Here is a 16,931-nt window from a genome sequence, read left to right as displayed (position 1 = left end):
CACGCAAATCCAGATATAATCGCAGAAGCCCCCCTAAAGATGCTCCGTTTGAGCAAGAAACTCAGCACCTCTAAATTTATTATTAATATTAGAACGCCTTAAAAAACTCAAATCAAACACCAGCAACTGATCTAGCCTCAACAATAACACGCTGCCTTTTAAACTCTTCAACTTCCTTCAAAACATACTCAACATGGTGAGTAGTATCAATAGCAATCCACTTTGATGCCAACCCTCTAAACGCCCAGTGGCTACAATCTAGGAGTTCTTTGTCACCCCAGCTAAATTCCGGCCCTTCATAATATCCAGAATCGATAATTTTCTGGGCAAGGCCATAGTATTGACCACCCTTCTCACCAGTTTTTAATTGATAGCCTCGGGCGATAAAGTAGCCATCCTGAATGGTATATCTAATTTTACCGTTCTGATTGCCTGCCCCACCCGATACTAGAGAGCCAGGACCCCTCACACCATAATCGGAAAAACCTACATCTTTAAAGCCTTGCAGAGAAACAATACTTTTCCATGCAAGCATTTCTTTGCGAGGAACTGTTTTCTCTGTGCTCGGTAATGGAACAACCGAGGAAATATAAGCACCTATTGAACAACCCGAGACGACAAATTTTTGATGCCCAGCACGCCTAAAAATTTCAATTACACGCTCGGCCTGCGTGGTTATTTTTGGGATCTCATACTTTGCGGATGTGACATCACCAAAATCGATCATAACTGCTGTCGCACGAGGATCATAGTTAAGAGTAGCTGCAATATCTTCCAGCCTGGCTAAAAACTCATCTTCCTCGGCCATCTCTTCCGCAGAGTCAACATTCATCACAAGCCTAAGAATGACCTCCTTATCTGCCTTGTGAGTTAATCCTTTGAATGCGTATACATATATCGGATCATCCCAACGCATACAATCCACAACGGGAGTAACTCTCACTCCAAAATGTTCTGCTTGCTTACAAAAAAACTGGATTACATGTTCACCACCTTCAGTCTGGGCGTTAGGCGCCCATAGAGGCAAATCTACATAAGCATCCCTGTGCTTCCATACTTTAGAGATGGCATGAGCAATATTTGTAAGAAACGCTTCTACAACTGAGACATTCTTTCCTTTAAACTTTTCCTTGTCTTTGTCTGTAATCTGAGGTACGTCAAACCAAGGCTTAAGATTGTTCCTTGTGCTCTCAAAAAGGCAGCCTAACGCGTCTAACTCTCCTTCTTTAGCCTTGAGTATTGGAATATAAGTTGATTGCATTTTCATTCACCTTCTGAAGTATTAAAAAACAAACGTCTTACATCCCCATGCCCGATCAGGTCATTGTACAACTGATAATTTTCCGTCTCCCTTCTTATCCTACCCGCGATAATAGAAGGATGAATTTTAAGCTCCCTTGATAGCTTATCTATATTTTCACGACTTGGAGCAAGGCATGCCTCGCTACGCCGCCATAAAATACGGGGAATAAACGCCTCTCTAGCAAGGCGGTTCGCTTCGGCTTCTCTCTTATCTTCAGATGTAGCATCCAAATCATCGAGAAAGGTTTCATTTTTTCCTACGTGCTTCCACAAATGAGCAAGCTCATGCAACAGCGTAAACCAAAAATTATCCAGCCTATCATGACGTAATGTCATACCAATTATAGGTTGTCCATCTACATCCTTTAAAGCTGCCCCATCCAACAATGTGCCCTTCAAATGAGGCTCCACTATCAGGGCGATACCACTTTTTTGCAAAAACTCTACCGCCAGCAAAGGCCCATTATCAAACCAGCTTAAGCGAGCAACTTCTTGTAAAAAAGAAGCTGACATGACACTTTCACTAAAAACACCGATTGAAGATTTTTTTTCACGAGACTTCTGAATCACCCTTACAAGCCATGCATAAAGAGCATATTTAGTTGTGGGTGAATAAGCATCCCCAGCAAGTGAGCGTTTGAAAGCCGTATCCCCGAACTGCCATCCAATTTGAGATATAAACTCTTGAACAATATCCTCAGTTGAGCGCGATACTTTTCCAGCAAACTTTTGGATCCACCCCCTTGCAATCATCTCCTTAACGGGAAATCTGGACCAATCAATGTCATTTTTTGTTTTTTGGCTTTCAGAATCACCCACACCTATAAGTGTTTCTGCTGAAATACCTAACCCGATTGAGATGGCTCTGATCATCGGGACAGTTAATGGTCTTTTCCTCGACAATATCTCTGAAACTCTACTTCGCGTTCCAAAATAGGGTATAAGATCGGCCTGTTTATACCCTTTCTCTTGCATACGAAAAATAATGGCATCAACGGGATCAGGTAGCTCCACGGGATAGCGTTTGCTCTCATATGCCTCTATCAGCACGATAAGTAACTCAAGACGCTCACTGTTTTCAGATCCAGGGGTCGGCATAAGAGTCATGAGCTTATGGAGTTCATCCAAGTAAGCTCTATGCTGCTCTTCTGTGCGAATTACCCTAGTATCCATTTGCATCTTCTATATTTACCAAACCGGTGATCAAAACGACTTTTTGCGGAAAGCTCACAAACACCTCTATAACATGCAGCCCTGAAGACACTGAAAAACGGTATTTACCAGAGCCTATTTCTAGTGCCTTTGGGAATTGCGTCAAGACATCCCCAGGTCCGGCCCACGCCGCATGGCACACCTCTGAAAGCCAGGCTGACACCCAAAGATCTGTAGCCCTCTCTCGCCCCCTAAGGCTTTCGAGCTTGTCCCTACCAAAAAGATACATAAATGTGTTCCCAATTTGGGATTAGAATACGTCGGAAAGCGGCCATCGTCAATTTATATTCCCAATATGGGAACACGGCCAAGTCATGGCCTTTTACCATCGCTATTCGTTTTAGCAGAACACATGCTCCTTTAGGAAGACCCCCCGCACCCCGCTTAGTTAATATTGCTTTTGTGGAGGCTTCAGCCGTGTGCTGGGAAACTCGCATGCACGGTTCTTAGGGGGTTGGATGAGGGTAACCGTGCCTGACAACCCGACAATCAGATCCGGCCGTGGGCGCGGAGTCGCAAGAATTGGCCACTTGACGGCTCACTGCCCAGCGACAAACGAGCGGTAGCGCTCATGAGTCTGATCCAACCGGCACGGTTCAACGGGCATGACCCGTATGCCATCTGAAGGATGCACTCACGCGCCTACCGACGTAGCGGGCGAGTGATATTTCCGAGTTGCTACCGCACAGATGGTAACCGGCTTAGTTACGCAAGACGGAGGCCCGGACGCATACCAAATCACCAAGGTTCACCAGGGACGAGCCCAATGCTTCTCGCAGGTCGTGCCTGATGACCCATTACCCTGATCGGCGGCCTTGGCGCTCATACACCACTGGCTGCTTGCATTGAAATTTTCGGGCAAGCAACGCCCGCCTGATTTCACTATTCTGTGCCCTAGGCAGCACCCATTGGTGAAGACGGGGCGAAACTAGGCGCTTTACAGTCAATAGATATTACCGCGATGCCACAGTTCAAGGAGCAGGAAAAGGCTAAACTTTGGCTCACTCAGTTTGACAACAAGCCAGCTAACCTCGCAATCGCTGAGAAACTGTTGGATTCGGTCAACTACTGTCCTGTCGTTGAGCTCAAAAGCAGCCTGATCAAGCTACTTCGCCAAAAACTCCCACTTAAAAGCGGCTCAAGGCCGCTATTTCCGTAGCTTCCAGGCGTTAAGTGGGCCTTAGTGGAAGCAAATATGGCGCAGCGGACGAGACTCGAACACAACCAAGCCTCTCAAATGGTAAAGCTATTAAGATCCAAGATATCCGTGGGAGTAAATGTGGGAGTATTTTTCAGGCATGAAAAAGCCCAACCTTTTCAGATTGGGCTAAGTCATTGAATAATATGGTCGGGACGGAGTGATTCGAACACTCGACCCCTAGCACCCCATACCTGGGGTAGGCAGATATGCACGGGGCCAAGGCGGAAATACTCTAAGAGTTGAGATCCTTGGCGCGGCCCAGGTTGCCAAATTCCTGTGCTTCGCACGCAGTTATCGCATAGGGGCCGAAACCGACCTGCTCCGATTAGGCTTGGTGCACCTCACCGCTCATGCCGGCGTCATTGTTGAAAGCCCAGCTGTCCCCCAAGCCCCATCGGCACACAGTGGTTGCGCATCTTGCGGATTGGCGTGATGCCCGAGGTTATGCTCGAGCACAGGCATTGGGCGCCACCGCACCGCTGGCCGCTATGGAAGTGGCCGATCAAACCTTCATCTCAAACAACCCTAGACTTATTTACGCGAAGAAACCTCAAGCCCACACCGAAGCCCAAACGAAATACACTGATCCAGGCACTGCCAGACTTGAGGCCGTTGGAAATCGCCGTTCGCGATCGCTTGTACACCCGGTGCGAACGGGGGCAAAACTGGGGGCACAATTCTATTTTTTCAGGCTGTAACTACCGCCCTAGAGCCCAGTCAAAATGTTTTTCGGGGACCCCGATAGCCTGTAATAGAATTCCACTAAATTCCATAAACCCGTTTTATAACAATAATTTATTGGTTATTTCAGTCCATCGTCGTCTGTCTAAATCCAACGATTGCGCAGTCAGTAGGCAAAGGCTGGGTGTTCGTCTCTCCGGTCTATCCGGGACGTCCCATAAACCCGACCTCTATGCTCAAGTCTTTTCAGCGCATCTGGCCGGAGTACAACATGACGGCCCATGGCTTTCGTGCCCTACAGGACCTTTGCACACGAGCATTTGGGTATAGATCCTATCGTGCTTGAACTGTCTTTATCCCACCGAATGCCGGCTGCGCTCGGAGCAGTGTACGCACGGGCTCAATTGCTCTTGACGGTGTACTTGTTTATTACGGGGTTCAAACACGAAAAGAAGAACGGTGGATACCGGCTATACCCACCACCAGCCCCCACACGTCAGGGCAATGACCGCGCCTACTCCCAGCAGCCACCAGAACAGGGTGCGCTTACGCACTTGTGCACCCGCAGGTACGCATTCAGGAGGGCCCTCAGGGAGCGGTTCAATTGGCACAATCACCACGGGCAAGTTGTCTCGGTTGAAGGGCTCTATACCGGCAAGCCCCATGCAGCGAAAGCCAACGTGGAGGGAATCGTAATCAGCAGGTCGAAGCAGGCTTTGACAGCCCGCGAGGGTGAAGAAAAACAAAAGAAGGTAGGCTGGTTTTAACATGGCGTCCGTGCGTCCTTGCGGTAAAAGCAGGCATTATGCCAGCGATTGATCCCATGCCCAATTCACAGCTCCCCCAGGTCAAAGCGTTTTTGCAGAGCAAAGCGGGCTCCTTTGGCGACCCGATAGCCTCTAAGCGTCGAAAGTCCGGCATGCGTGCGGCGTTATGTCGGTAACCCACGCTTGAATCCAGACCCGCGCAGGCCTACCCTGCACGCGTCGAACAATCACCCAACACGTCAAGGAAGACTTCAAATGTGGGATGGCAGCGTTACTTTTGGCGACTCATGGGCCGGTTACATTGGCCGTGCGGATCAAAACACTGCTCACTCCCATGTCGCCATCCAACTGTGCATCGGCGTAGGCCAACCCGCCACCCTGGAGCTGCCGGGAAAGGTGATCCGTGCGGCAGGCGTGATCATCGGTCCCAACGTCGAACACCGTGCCGTGGCCGAAAGTCATCCGGTGGCATTTTTGTATGTCAGCCCGGACACGGCGTTGGGCCGTGCGCTCAATGCGTTGCTGCAAGACGATGGCATCGCCCTGGCCAGTGACGAACTGCTGGAGTGTTTTCGCCGGAGCACGTCCCTGTCGCACTTTGTCGACGCCCTCTCGCGGCTGCTGGCAATTACCCCGCCGATCGACCACAGGCTCTACAAAGCGCTGAATATTTTGCGCCTTGACCGCGACGGCCCTGGTTGCGTCAGTCGCGCAGCCCAAGCGGTGGGGTTGTCCAGCCCGCGCTTGCGCTGCGTCGCCACCCACCAGATGGGTGTTTCCCTCTCCCAATGGATCATCTGGAACAAATTGGAGCGCGCCTCCAAATCCCTCGCCGGTGGGTCGACGTTGTCGGACGCCGCTGCCGACGGCGGCTTCTCCGACCAGGCGCATCTGGCTCGCATGATGCGCCGCATGATTGGCATGACGCCGCGCACCGCCGCCGAGGTTTTGCGTAAGACAAGCGTTTCGTTCAAGACGCGCTGATATCAAAACGCCAATATCAATCGCATCTTATTCGCGACCACGTTAAGCGCTGAGCACCGGCTCCCAGAGCACCTCAGCGCCACCGAAAGTGAATAGAAGAGTGTTCGCCCGGGGCACCTGTGCCTGCGATTCGGCGAAACGCACCATGAATTCTTTCGATGAATCCGCAGGATGCGCCCTACATGTCAGCACAGCAAAAATTAACCGTCCTTCTCACTGGAGGCTCAGGGGTGCTCGGTGAGTCACTGATCGACTGCCTGGCAGAGGACTTTCACTTGGTCTGCCTGGCGCGCAAAAGCCGTATCCGCGATCCCCGAGTGGAAGTCCTCAAGGGTGATATTTGCAGCGCTGACCTGGGCCTGGCCAGCGACGTTTATGCGGCGCTGGTTGAGCGTGTCGACTGGGTGATCCACGCCGCGGCGGTGACGCGCCTGGACGGTGATATCGACCAGATTTTTTCGGTTAACTACCTCGGCACCGAAAACGTCGTGGCCTTTGTGCAGCAAGCCAAGGTGCCGCTGTATCACATCAGCACCGCCTTTACTCACCCCTGCGACTATTACGAAGGCGTACAAGCAGAAACGCCTTACGAAGTCGCCAAGCGCCAGGCCGAAACCCTGGTGCGCTCGGCCGGCATCGACGTGTCGATCTTTCGTCCGTCCATCATTATTGGCGACGCCAGCACCGGGCATATGCCCAACTTCCAGGGTTTCCATATGACCATGGGGCTGATGATGTCTGGCGTGCTGCCCATCGTGCCCTGCCCGCCTGCTGGCTATGTCGACCTGATCGCCCGTGACGTCGCGGCGCGAGCGATCGCCAACGCGCTGCACCAGCGTTTGATCGGCGACGATTATTTTCTTACCAGCGGCCCGCAGGCCCTGGATCTGACGGGTCTGCTGGACCTGATGTGCCAGTCCATGGACACCCAGAAACGACCCTTCACACGGCCACGCTGCATGGCGCCGGACATTTATGAACGGTTGATCCGCCCGGTATTTCTACCGGCGCTGAGCGGCAATATCCAGGCCGCCCTGACCCGTGCCACCCAGTTGTGCCGCTATGCCTGCCTGCGCACGCCACTGCCCACTTCATTGCCGCAGTTACTCGGCGAGCCGGCATTCAGCCAACGCGATGTCAGCCGTGAGTTGCTGCTCTCGCTCAACCACCTGGCGCCCAAGCTGGGGGCTCTGACGCGCATGCTCAAGCAGCCGGTGACAACGCCCACAGAAGCGAGCGTGGCATGAACCACACTGTTATCGAACCTACTCTCGACGCCGCACAGGTCGACCAATACCTGCGCCAGCACGTCAACTCAGGCTACGCACGCCTCGCGTCGCTGATGAACCTGCCAATCGAGCAGTCCAGCCGTGGCGTCTACATCTACGACGAGCAAGGCCGCCAATACCTGGATGCAGGCGGCTATGGCGTGTTTTTCCTCGGGCACGGCCACCCGGTCGTCGTGGAAGCGGTTACTCGGCAACTGCAGCAAAACGCTTTGGCCAGCAAGTTGTTGCTCAACCCACAACAGGCCTTTGCTGCCCACGCTCTGGCGGCACTGTGCCCGGGTGACCTTGACTATGTGTTCTTTTGCAACTCGGGCGCCGAGGCCACCGAAGCCGGCTTGAAACTCGCCCGCCTCAACGGTTGCCGCCGCACGCTGTCGACGCTCGGCGGCTTCCACGGCAAGACCCTCGGCGCCCTTGCGGTCACTGGCCGCGAGAGCTACCGAGAGCCTTTCAGCGGGTTGCTCAGCAACAGCGAGTTCGTGCCGTTTGGCGACAGCGTCGCGCTGGAGCAGCAACTGCGCGCATCGCCGGATAAGGCCTGTGTGATCCTCGAACCGATCCAGGCCGAAGCGGGGGTGATCCTGCCGCCATCCGGCTACCTCAGGCGCGTGCGCCAACTGTGCGATCAATATGGCGCCGTGCTGATTATCGACGAAATCCAGTCTGGCCTGGGTCGCACCGGCTATTGGTGGGGCTGCGATCAGGAACAGGTGGTGCCCGACATCATGCTGGTGGGTAAAAGCCTGTCCGGCGGCTGCGTACCGGTGAGCGCCATGGTGGCCCGCGCCGAGATCTACGCGCCGTTCAATCGCAACCCTACGGTCCATACCTCGACCTTCGGCGCCAACCCGCTGGCCATGGCGGCTGTGCAGGCCACGCTGCAAGTGATGGTGCAAGAAGACCTGGTCACGCGTGCCCGCCTGCTCGGCCAGGACCTGCACGCCCGCTTCAGCGCGCTGTTGCAGCAACAGGGCTTGGCCGAACGCGTGCAACTGCGCAGCGCGGGCTTGCTGCTGGGCTTTGAATTCGCCGAGGCCTCAATCGCCGCCAACATGGTCATGGCGCTGATCGAGCAACGCATCATTGTGTGCCACTCGCTCAATGACCACCGGGTGCTAAGGCTCACGCCGTCGCCACTGCTGACGGCCCAGGATTGCAACTGGCTGATCGAAGGCTTCGCCCAGGCGCTGACCACTTCGATGCCATCCCTTTAAATGGAGTTTTCCCCCATGCAAGAAGTCAACGTGCAGGCCCATATCCCCCATGCCTGCGCTGATGAAGTATTTGCGGTGATCAGCGATTTCAGCAACTACGTCGAGCTCTGCGAATCGGTGCGCAATATCAGCATCAACAAGGTCAGCGACCAGGTGTCGTTCACGTCCTGGGAGGTCAACTTCCACAGCGGCATTCTCAAGTGGCAGGAGCGTGACACCTTCAATGCCGACACCCGAGAGATTCATTTCGAGCAGATGGCCGGCGACGTCGATCACTTCTCCGGCACCTGGCACGTCTTGCCGGATGGCAAAGACGCGATCATCACCTTTAAATCACGCTTCGACCTGGGCCTGCCGATGCTCGCGGACATGCTCGACCCTGTGGCTAAACAAGCTATCCGGGACAACATCCACTCGATCATCACCGGCCTGTTTCCGGCGAGCTACTTGAAGGCCTGAACCATGTCACTGTCGTTACTCAATCGCTCACGCGATTTGCTTGAACGCTACGCCCCGGGTTTTGACGAGCGTTTGGCGGCCATTCCGAGTGCCCAGCGCGAAGCGCCACAGAGCGAGGTCATCGCCCTGTTCAAGCAACATGGCCCGGTAGGTCTGCTGGTCAACCGTGAAGCCGGCGGGCTGGGCGCGAACATCCTTGACGCGGTGCATGTGCAGATCGCCCTGGGCGCCCGCTCGCCCTCACTGGCGGTGGCCAGCACCATGCACCAGTTTTCCGTGGCGAGCCTATTGGCACTCACGCAAAACGGCGGCGGCGCCGAAGGCCTGTTGCTGGCCGCCGTCGCGCAAAACCGCTTGCTGCTGTCTTCGGGGTTTGCCGAGGGCACCTCCGGAGCGGGGATTCTCGACTCGGCCATGCAGGCAGTGCACACCCCAGACGGGGTGTTACTCAGCGGCAGCAAGAAGCCCTGCTGCCTTGGGCAGTCGATGGACTTGCTCACCGCCAGCTATATCCGCCAAACCCCTGGTGGCGAAGAGCTGATGGTCGCATTGATTCCGGCCACTGCAACGGGCATCAGCCGTAATCCTTTCTGGCAGAACAGCGCCCTGGCCGGCGCAGAAAGCATCGAAGTACGCCTCAACGAAGTGCTGGTGCCCGAGCGCATGGTGTTTTCCGCCGGTTACACGCACCAACTGGCCGACGTGCAAACCGTGGGTTTCATCTGGTTCGAACTGTTGATCTGCGCATCTTATGTGGGTGCCTGCGCCAGCCTGATCGAGTCGGTCACAGACGCCGCTCGCTGGACCGCGCATCACCGCGTGGACCTGGCAGCCGACCTGCAATTGGCGATCAGTGCCCTGGAAGGCGCGGCCCTGGATATCGAGCGTAACCCACAGGACTTGCCTGACGTGTTGGCCCGTCTGCTGCTGGTGCGTTATGGCATCGAGCAACGGCTTGCCCAGCTCTCCGACCAGGCCCACGCCATGTTGGGCGGGATGGCGTTCATCACCAGCAACCTGAGTTCCAACGGACTGATGGCCTGCCGCGGCTTGCAATTTCATCCACCGGCCAGGATCTCGATGGCGACCAACCTTGACACCTACCTGTCCGCATCAACCTTCAGCATGACCGGAGCGCACTCATGAACCTGCTCGGAAAAACCATTGTTATCACCGGTACCGCGCGCGGCCTGGGTTTCGCCGCGGCCAGCAAGCTCAAGCGACTGGGCGCCACCGTGATTGGCCTCGATATCCTCGCACCGCAAGACAGCGGCCTGCTGGACGCGTTTTATCAAGTCGACCTGTGTGACCGCCACGCCGTGGCCAACGTGATCAGCGCTATCAGCACCGATTTCGGCGACATCGACATTCTGGTCAATAACGCCGGCACCCTGACACTGGAACGCGGCGAAACCGGGGTCACCGATGAGGTGACCCGCGCAGTGGACGTCAACCTGTTCGCGCCTTGGCAACTGACTTCGGGGTTCCTGCCGGGGCTACTGCGAAAGCGCGGCAAAGTGGTCAACGTGTCCTCATTGTTCGCGCTGGTGAATGCGCCCTACGTGGCCGCCTATGCAGCGAGCAAACGGGCGCTGAGCGCTTATTCGGATGTGCTGCGCATGCAGTATCGCGGGGAGCTTGACGTGGTCACGGTGTACCCGGGGTTCATCGACACGGCGATCCACTTGCCCGCGCAGCGTGTGGGCCTGTCGGTCAAACGCCTGGTGACCTTCAAGTGGGGTGACAAGACCCTGCTGTCCCTGGAAGAAAAACTGGATGCCGCCGCGAACGGCCTGGTGCGCGCCTGCCAGAAAAATGGCCTGCGCAACCGGGGGCTGACGTTCATGGGCACGCTGGCCATGTACACCGCGCGCAGCGTGCCGAGCGTGGTCGATGCCTTTATCGCCATGCGCCTGCGTACGCTCACGCGTGGCGGTCATCTGGTGCTCAACCCTGAACTGATCGAGTAAGCCCTCGCCAATGGCCAGCCATCTACACCCCAAGCCCCAGGTCCGCCTCGACCGTGCCTTGTTCAAGGCTCGGTCGGGGGAATCCTTGCTGATCATCGCCTACACCTTGAGCCTGTACCTGCTGCCACTCGCGCTGTTTGTGTGGGTGGCCAACACAGCCTCCACCCTGTGGACGCTGGTGTGTTTGCCATTGGTGGTATTGGCGGGATATGGGTTATTTCTGCAAGCGATCCTTGGGCATGAAGGCTTCCACTTCAACCTGAGCGGGAACCCCATGCGCAGTTGCTACCTGGGCATTGCTACCAGTTCGCTGCTGCCGGGGTTCTGTGTGACCGGTTACTTCGTCGACCATTGGCAACACCACCGGTACAGCAACAGCGCGAAAGACCCGGACTACCAGCTCTTTTCGCGTTATCACACACTGGCGAGCCGCATCACCCTGTCGCGCTTGATTGCCACCCTGCGTTATCTGCAGACCACCTGGCGCCTGGCGTTCGGGCCATTGGTCAATCCTTCGGCGCTGCCGTTGAGTTCGGCGCAAGTGCAATGGCTGGCCCGCTGCAATATCGCCTGCCAGGTTGTATGGCTCAGCCTGTATGGGCTGGCTATCTGGCTAGTCGACGGCCTGTTGTTGGGGTTTTCCTTGAGCCTGGCGGTGGCGTTCCTGCTGTCGGCGGTCAACGCTTATCAGGAACATGCTTTCGACACAGGCCATCTGTTGCCGCCAGCGCGTTCACGCACTTCGCGTCTCAACACCTGGCTGCACGCGGGCTCGAACTTTCACCTGGAACATCATTTTTACCCCGCGGTGCCTTGCTGGCGACTGCCCAAGGTACACCGTCAACTGCTGGAAGCGGGATGGTACGAAAGCCGGCAATACCTGCTGGAAAAGCACTTTGTGCGCTCCTTCCGGTACGCCACCGGTCGCCATCCTTATCGTACAAACACGGTAAACGACACACACCCTTAATTTCCGATGGATTTTGGGCCTGACCCTTCAGGCCGCAGGAGCACGCATGCCTTTTGATATCGACAGCCACATTGAAACCGAGCGCGAACAGCTGTTCAGTCACCCACTGTTCGGCAGTATCCGCAGCGTAGAAGATGTACGCACCCTGATGGAGTTTCACGTGTTCGCCGTCTGGGACTTCATGACCTTGCTCAAGCGTATCCAGCGCGACCTCACGTGCGTGGAGTTGCCCTGGGTACCGCCGGTCCACATCACCGCCGCGCGCCTGATCAACGAAATCGTGGTGGGTGAAGAGACCGACGAGCACCCCGAGGGCGGTTTTATCAGCCACCTGGACCTGTACCTCGCCGCCATGGATGAAATCGGCGCCGACAGCAGCGTATTCCGCCGCTTCCTGGCCGCCATCCAGGCCAAGGTGCCTCTGGCTAAGGCGCTCAACGACGCGCAGATTCCGACGGCCGCCAAAGTGTTCATGTGCCAGACCCTCGATGTTGCACAACACGGCAGCACCGAAGCGGTCCTGGCGTACTTCTTCTTCGGGCGTGAAGACATTATCCCCGACATGTTTGGTCGCCTGCTGTCGCAATGGTCGGTCAGTGAACGCGATGTACCGATGCTCACGTATTACTTGAAGCGCCACATCGAGATGGATGGTGACGATCACGGCCCGGCGGCCAAACGCATCATCGCCGAAATCGTCACCAGCCCCGCGCAACACCTGCACATGGTCGAGAGTGCGAAAACCGCAATCAACTCACGGATTGACCTGTGGAATGGCGTGCATCAGTTCCTGCTGGACAAGGCTCAGCCGACGGTGAGCCGTCCTGCGCGGGAGGTCCACACCGTTTCTGAGCCTGCTTGACCTCAACGCGCATCGACAGGGAGTACCACATGACCAAAGGCAAGTTGATAAAACTGACGCTGTGTGGCGTCGTGGTCGGCGGGTTGCTGATTCTGGGCTGGCAGCGCTGGCAGTATTCCAGCACTTACGTGAGTACCGACAACGCCGAACTCGACGGGGTGATCATCCCGGTACGGGCCAAGCTTTCGGGCGTGGTGATCAGTGTGCCGGTGGTGGACAACGTCAGGGTACAAAGCGGCGACCTGCTGTTTCAGATCCGCGACAGCGAGTACCGCTATCAGTTGCAGCAGCGCGAAGCACAGTGGCAAGCATTGCTCGCCGCCGCCGGGCGCGCAGGCGTGCCGGGCGCGCTGGACAGTCAGGTGCTCGGCGCGGTGGCCATGCGCGAGGCCGCGCAGGCGGCCCTGGCTCAAGCAAGCGCCAACCTTGAGCAAGCGCGCAACGACTACCAGCGTGCCCGTCGCCTCGGCGCCCAAGGCGTGCTGAGCACCCAGGACCTGGAAGTGGCCAAGGCGCGTTTCGACGCCCTCAGCCACGCCCAGGGAGTGGCGCGCAGCAACGCCCAGGCCGCCGCTCAAAGTACCTTGGCCAACAAAGCCGAACTCAAGGTGCAGGACTATCGGATCGCGGCCGCGCAAGCGGAGCTGGAACAATCCAGGATCCAGCTCAACGACACCCGCCAGACCGCGCCGATGCGCAGCATTGTCTCGAAAAAAGAGGTGGAACCCGGCCAGTTTGTGGTCGCTGGCCAAAAGCTCATGAGCCTGATCGCCACCGACGCACTGTGGATTACCGCCAACTTCAAGGAGACCCAGGTGGGCCGCGTGCGCGTGGGCCAGACTGCCCGCGTCACCGTGGACGCCTTCCCCGGGCACGCCTTCGACGGCGTCGTCGAAAGCCTGGCACCGGCTACCGGAGCCAAGTTCTCATTGCTGCCCCAGGAGAATGCCACGGGCAACTTCACCAAGGTGGTGCAGCGCGTGCAGGTGCGCATCGCGCTCCACGATGTGCCGGATGACTACAAGCCGCTGTTGAGCCCGGGCATGAGCGCGTTTGTCGAAGTGGCCGCACCTGACGACGCCGGCCACACGCTATGAAGTCGCCCTATCTGATTGCGCTGACCGTCACGCTGGTGTCGATGATGGAGCTGCTCGATGTCACCATCGTCAACGTAGCGATTCCCAGCCTGATGGGCACCTACGGGGCGTCGGTGGATGAAATCTCCTGGGTCTCCACCGGTTATGTGGTGGCCAACGTGGTGATTCTGCCGGTCAGTGGCTGGCTGTCGGCGTGGTTCGGCCGGCGGACTTATTACCTGGTCTCTACCGCGCTGTTCGTGCTGGCATCGTTGGGTTGCGCGATGTCTGCCGAACTTTGGCAACTGGTCGCGTTCCGGGTGCTGCAAGGCCTGGCGGGCGGCGGGTTGCTGGGGATTTCCCAGGCAATCATCTACGACGTGTTCCCCAAGGAAAAGGTCAGCAGCGGCATGGCGCTTTACGGCGTGGGCGTGATGATGGGGCCCACCTTGGGTCCGACCGTCGGCGGCTACCTGATCGACACGTTGTCGTGGCATTGGATCTTCCTGATCAACTTGCCGATCGGTGCCGTGGCCTTGTTGTTGTGCTGGCTGTGCATCAACGACTCGCCCAACGAACAAAAGCCTTCCAGTGTCGACTACAGCGGCTTTTGTTTGCTGGCGCTGGGCGTGGGCAGCCTGCAGATCCTGCTGGAGCGCGGCGAGCACTGGGACTGGATGGCGTCCAACTGGACCGTGGCCTGCCTGTTGCTCAGCAGCTTCAGCCTGGTGGGTTTCTTCTGGTGGGAGCGGCGTGTGGCCAACCCGATCGTCAACGTCGCGCTGTTCCAGAACCGCGAGTTCCTGATGGGGTGCATCTGCGCCTTCTGCGTGGGCTTCGGGCTGTACAGCACGTTGTTCATGGTGCCGCTGTTCTTGCAGACCCTGCTGGCGCAGAGCGCTTACCAGAGCGGGTTGGTGATCTTCCCTGGGGCGGTGGCCAGCGCCATCAGCACCTTGGTGATCGGCAAGCTGTCCCAGGAAAACAAGATCGACGAGCGTGTGTTCGTCACCCTGGGCATTGTCATGTACTGCTATGCGATGTTCCTGCACACCCAGTTCACTCTCGACAGTAACCCCGACTCGCTGTACTGGCCCTTGGTGATCCGCGGCCTGGGCCTGGGCATGATCTTCGTGCCGCTGACCAACCTGGCGATGCGTCGCCTGCCGCTGACATTGATCTCCGGCGCCTCAGGCGTACTCAACCTGATGCGCCAGTTGGGGGGCAGCGTGGGCATCGCCATCGCAGCCACCTTGCTCACACGGTTCTCGTGGGAACGCTATCGCCTGCTCTCCGAGCATGTCACCGAATCGAGCCTGGTGGCCAGTGGTTGGGGAGGTGTGGAAACCGACCCGTTGTTTCTTTCCCTGGGCTTGGCGAGCCATCAACAAGCCCTGGCCCTGATGCCTTACCTGCAAGCGCGCGAACAAGGGCAAATGCTGGCGTTCAGCATGCTGTTCGGCACCTTGGGAGCGGTGATGGCCATCGGGATTCCCATGGTGCTGATGATGCGCAGAAGCCACATCAGTCGATAAATCTTTCAGTGGAGCACACCCCTTGCGTATTCCAGGCCTGCATCTGAACACCACCCCGCTGCTCATGCCGCTGTATTGGCTGGCACTCGCCTGCGCGCCCACTCAGGTGTTGGCAGATGACTTGTACCAGCTGTACCAGAAGGCGTTGACCCACGACATGCAGTTCGCCGCCGCCCAGGCCCAGCAATTGGCCACGGCAGAAAAGGAACCGCAAAGCCGTGCCAACCTGCTGCCGGACCTGTCTGTCACCGGCGGCGCGGCCTGGGTCGATGCCGAGGATTCCTCCGACTATCATCGCAATCGCAATAACACCAACGCCTACGCCGTGGTCCTCACACAGCCGCTGCTGCGTTGGCAGAATGTGATCGCACACGACCAAAGCAAACTGTTGATCAGCGCCAGTGAACTGCACACCGAACAGGCGCGCCAAGCGCTGATGCTGCGCGTCGCCCGCGCTTATTTCGACGTACTGCTCAATCAGGAACTGTTGAACACCCGCACACAACAGCTACAAACCTTGCGCGAGAGCCAGACGCGCAGCCAGCGACTGCTGGCCGACGGCGCCACCACCGCTAATGCGCTCGCCCAGGTGCAGGCCAAGTACGACCAGGCATTCGCCGAACAGGTGGCGGCCCGTGGCGCACTGGACATTGCCAACGAAACGCTCACCCAATTAACTGCCGCACAGGCAGGCCCGTGGTCAGGCAAAGAGCCGCAGTTCAGTGCCCCGGTGCCCGCTGCCATCGATGATTGGGCCACGACCGCGCAACAAGGCAACCTTGCCGTACAGGCGGCGCAGATTGCCCAGCGCCTGGCCGAAATGGACATCGACAAGGAACGGGCCGGCCATTTGCCGACCCTGGATCTGATCGCCGCCCATGGCCGCTTCGCCTCTGTCGGCGGTGATGTCTACGATGTGACGTTGCCGGAAAACCGCTATAACCAGACCGTGGTCGGGGTCAAACTGAGCGTTCCTCTCTACAGCGGTGGCCGCACCAGCAGTCGCGTGCGCGAAGCCCATGCACTGCAAAGCAAGGCGGCGGACGAAGTCGAAGATGCACGTCGCAACGCCGGGCTGAAGGCGCGCCAGGCTTACCTGCAAGTCACCAACGGCATGAGCCAATACCAGGCACTCAAGCAGGCCTTGAACTCTAGCCAGATCAACCTTGCCGCCGTGACCCACGGCTTCGAAGCCGGTTCCCGCATCAACACCGACGTGCTGGATGCCCAACAAAAAGTCACCGATACCCAGCAACGCCTGGCCCAACAACGTTATGCGATCCTGATGGCCCAGTTGCACCTGTTGGCATCCACCGGCAACCTGAGCGACGCGCGCCTGCGGGATATCAGTCATACGCTGAACTGACGCACTGATCAGTAGTGCGCTGACATTCGCTCAACGTGAGGGC

The 16,931-nt window shown here is 57.3% G+C and carries 13 protein-coding genes and 2 pseudogenes; 13 read left to right on the top strand and 2 right to left on the bottom strand.

Translation table 11 applies throughout. The features are described 5' to 3' along the window. Positions 1-112: 112 nt before the first annotated feature. Together AB9N64_RS02705 and AB9N64_RS02700 are read right to left on the bottom strand one after the other, a co-directional pair. On the bottom strand, positions 113-1,261 hold the full coding sequence (locus tag AB9N64_RS02705; protein WP_157815126.1) for a beta family protein: 1,149 nt from the start codon (positions 1,259-1,261) through the stop codon (positions 113-115). 2 nt (positions 1,262-1,263) lie between these two features. Next, a complete protein-coding gene (locus AB9N64_RS02700) occupies positions 1,264-2,475 on the bottom strand; it encodes an ImmA/IrrE family metallo-endopeptidase (RefSeq protein ID WP_102879539.1) in 1,212 nt (403 codons plus the stop codon). Positions 2,476-2,998: 523 nt separating this feature from the next. Here AB9N64_RS02700 and AB9N64_RS02695 point away from each other — a divergent pair. The 13 genes and pseudogenes from AB9N64_RS02695 to AB9N64_RS02635 form a co-directional block, all read left to right on the top strand. Beyond that, a pseudogene (locus AB9N64_RS02695) lies at positions 2,999-3,168 on the top strand (IS66 family transposase); the annotation flags it as partial. Between the two features lie 1,400 nt (positions 3,169-4,568). Beyond that, a pseudogene (locus AB9N64_RS02690) lies at positions 4,569-4,806 on the top strand (integrase); the annotation flags it as partial. Between the two features lie 612 nt (positions 4,807-5,418). Then, complete coding sequence (locus tag AB9N64_RS02685; RefSeq protein WP_019820103.1) at positions 5,419-6,147, top strand: AraC family transcriptional regulator; 729 nt, start codon at positions 5,419-5,421, stop codon at positions 6,145-6,147. A 230-nt stretch (positions 6,148-6,377) separates the two neighbouring features. Beyond that, positions 6,378-7,394, top strand: coding sequence for an SDR family oxidoreductase (locus tag AB9N64_RS02680; protein ID WP_371359948.1), 1,017 nt, complete (start codon positions 6,378-6,380; stop codon positions 7,392-7,394). Next, positions 7,391-8,650 carry an aspartate aminotransferase family protein gene (locus tag AB9N64_RS02675; RefSeq protein ID WP_014718386.1) on the top strand — a complete coding sequence of 420 codons (1,260 nt, stop codon included), beginning with the start codon at positions 7,391-7,393 and terminating at the stop codon, positions 8,648-8,650. Before AB9N64_RS02680 ends, AB9N64_RS02675 begins: the two co-directional genes overlap by 4 nt. Positions 8,651-8,665: 15 nt before the next feature. Continuing rightward, on the top strand, positions 8,666-9,109 hold the full coding sequence (locus AB9N64_RS02670) for a type II toxin-antitoxin system RatA family toxin (RefSeq protein WP_019820107.1): 444 nt from the start codon (positions 8,666-8,668) through the stop codon (positions 9,107-9,109). Between the two features lie 3 nt (positions 9,110-9,112). After that, positions 9,113-10,255, top strand: a complete 1,143-nt coding sequence (locus AB9N64_RS02665) for an acyl-CoA dehydrogenase (protein WP_371359947.1) — start codon at positions 9,113-9,115, stop codon at positions 10,253-10,255. Continuing rightward, the gene (locus tag AB9N64_RS02660; protein ID WP_014718383.1) at positions 10,252-11,079 is read left to right on the top strand and encodes an SDR family oxidoreductase; all 828 of its coding nucleotides are present in this window, start codon (positions 10,252-10,254) and stop codon (positions 11,077-11,079) included. Before AB9N64_RS02665 ends, AB9N64_RS02660 begins: the two co-directional genes overlap by 4 nt. Before the next feature lie 10 nt (positions 11,080-11,089). Beyond that, on the top strand, positions 11,090-12,049 hold the full coding sequence (locus AB9N64_RS02655; protein WP_371359946.1) for a fatty acid desaturase: 960 nt from the start codon (positions 11,090-11,092) through the stop codon (positions 12,047-12,049). A 46-nt stretch (positions 12,050-12,095) separates the two neighbouring features. Further along, entirely contained in the window at positions 12,096-12,911 is an 816-nt protein-coding gene (locus AB9N64_RS02650) for a DUF3050 domain-containing protein (RefSeq protein ID WP_019820110.1), read from the top strand. Between the two features lie 29 nt (positions 12,912-12,940). Then, positions 12,941-14,008, top strand: a complete 1,068-nt coding sequence (locus AB9N64_RS02645; RefSeq protein ID WP_014718380.1) for an HlyD family secretion protein — start codon at positions 12,941-12,943, stop codon at positions 14,006-14,008. Then, positions 14,005-15,522 carry a DHA2 family efflux MFS transporter permease subunit gene (locus AB9N64_RS02640; protein ID WP_014718379.1) on the top strand — a complete coding sequence of 506 codons (1,518 nt, stop codon included), beginning with the start codon at positions 14,005-14,007 and terminating at the stop codon, positions 15,520-15,522. Before AB9N64_RS02645 ends, AB9N64_RS02640 begins: the two co-directional genes overlap by 4 nt. Positions 15,523-15,544: 22 nt before the next feature. Further along, complete coding sequence (locus AB9N64_RS02635; RefSeq protein ID WP_014718378.1) at positions 15,545-16,888, top strand: TolC family outer membrane protein; 1,344 nt, start codon at positions 15,545-15,547, stop codon at positions 16,886-16,888. Positions 16,889-16,931: the final 43 nt, after the last annotated feature.

Origin of the sequence: Pseudomonas sp. KT_2_4, from assembly GCF_041410225.1 — a bacterium.
GTDB classification, from domain to species: domain Bacteria; phylum Pseudomonadota; class Gammaproteobacteria; order Pseudomonadales; family Pseudomonadaceae; genus Aquipseudomonas; species Aquipseudomonas paracarnis.
This window is presented reverse-complemented; position numbering and strand designations above follow the sequence as displayed.

Bases quoted from the DNA above. Each gene is read 5' to 3' on its own strand.
- AB9N64_RS02660 (WP_014718383.1), top strand. From the start codon at position 10,252: ATGAACCTGCTCGGAAAAACCATTGTTATCACCGGTACCGCGCGCGGC.
- AB9N64_RS02670 (WP_019820107.1), top strand. From the start codon at position 8,666: ATGCAAGAAGTCAACGTGCAGGCCCATATCCCCCATGCCTGCGCTGAT.
- AB9N64_RS02650 (WP_019820110.1), top strand. From the start codon at position 12,096: ATGCCTTTTGATATCGACAGCCACATTGAAACCGAGCGCGAACAGCTG.
- AB9N64_RS02700 (WP_102879539.1), bottom strand. From the start codon at position 2,475: ATGGATACTAGGGTAATTCGCACAGAAGAGCAGCATAGAGCTTACTTG.
- AB9N64_RS02685 (WP_019820103.1), top strand. From the start codon at position 5,419: ATGTGGGATGGCAGCGTTACTTTTGGCGACTCATGGGCCGGTTACATT.
- AB9N64_RS02640 (WP_014718379.1), top strand. From the start codon at position 14,005: ATGAAGTCGCCCTATCTGATTGCGCTGACCGTCACGCTGGTGTCGATG.
- AB9N64_RS02655 (WP_371359946.1), top strand. From the start codon at position 11,090: ATGGCCAGCCATCTACACCCCAAGCCCCAGGTCCGCCTCGACCGTGCC.
- AB9N64_RS02665 (WP_371359947.1), top strand. From the start codon at position 9,113: ATGTCACTGTCGTTACTCAATCGCTCACGCGATTTGCTTGAACGCTAC.
- AB9N64_RS02705 (WP_157815126.1), bottom strand. From the start codon at position 1,261: ATGCAATCAACTTATATTCCAATACTCAAGGCTAAAGAAGGAGAGTTA.
- AB9N64_RS02675 (WP_014718386.1), top strand. From the start codon at position 7,391: ATGAACCACACTGTTATCGAACCTACTCTCGACGCCGCACAGGTCGAC.
- AB9N64_RS02645 (WP_014718380.1), top strand. From the start codon at position 12,941: ATGACCAAAGGCAAGTTGATAAAACTGACGCTGTGTGGCGTCGTGGTC.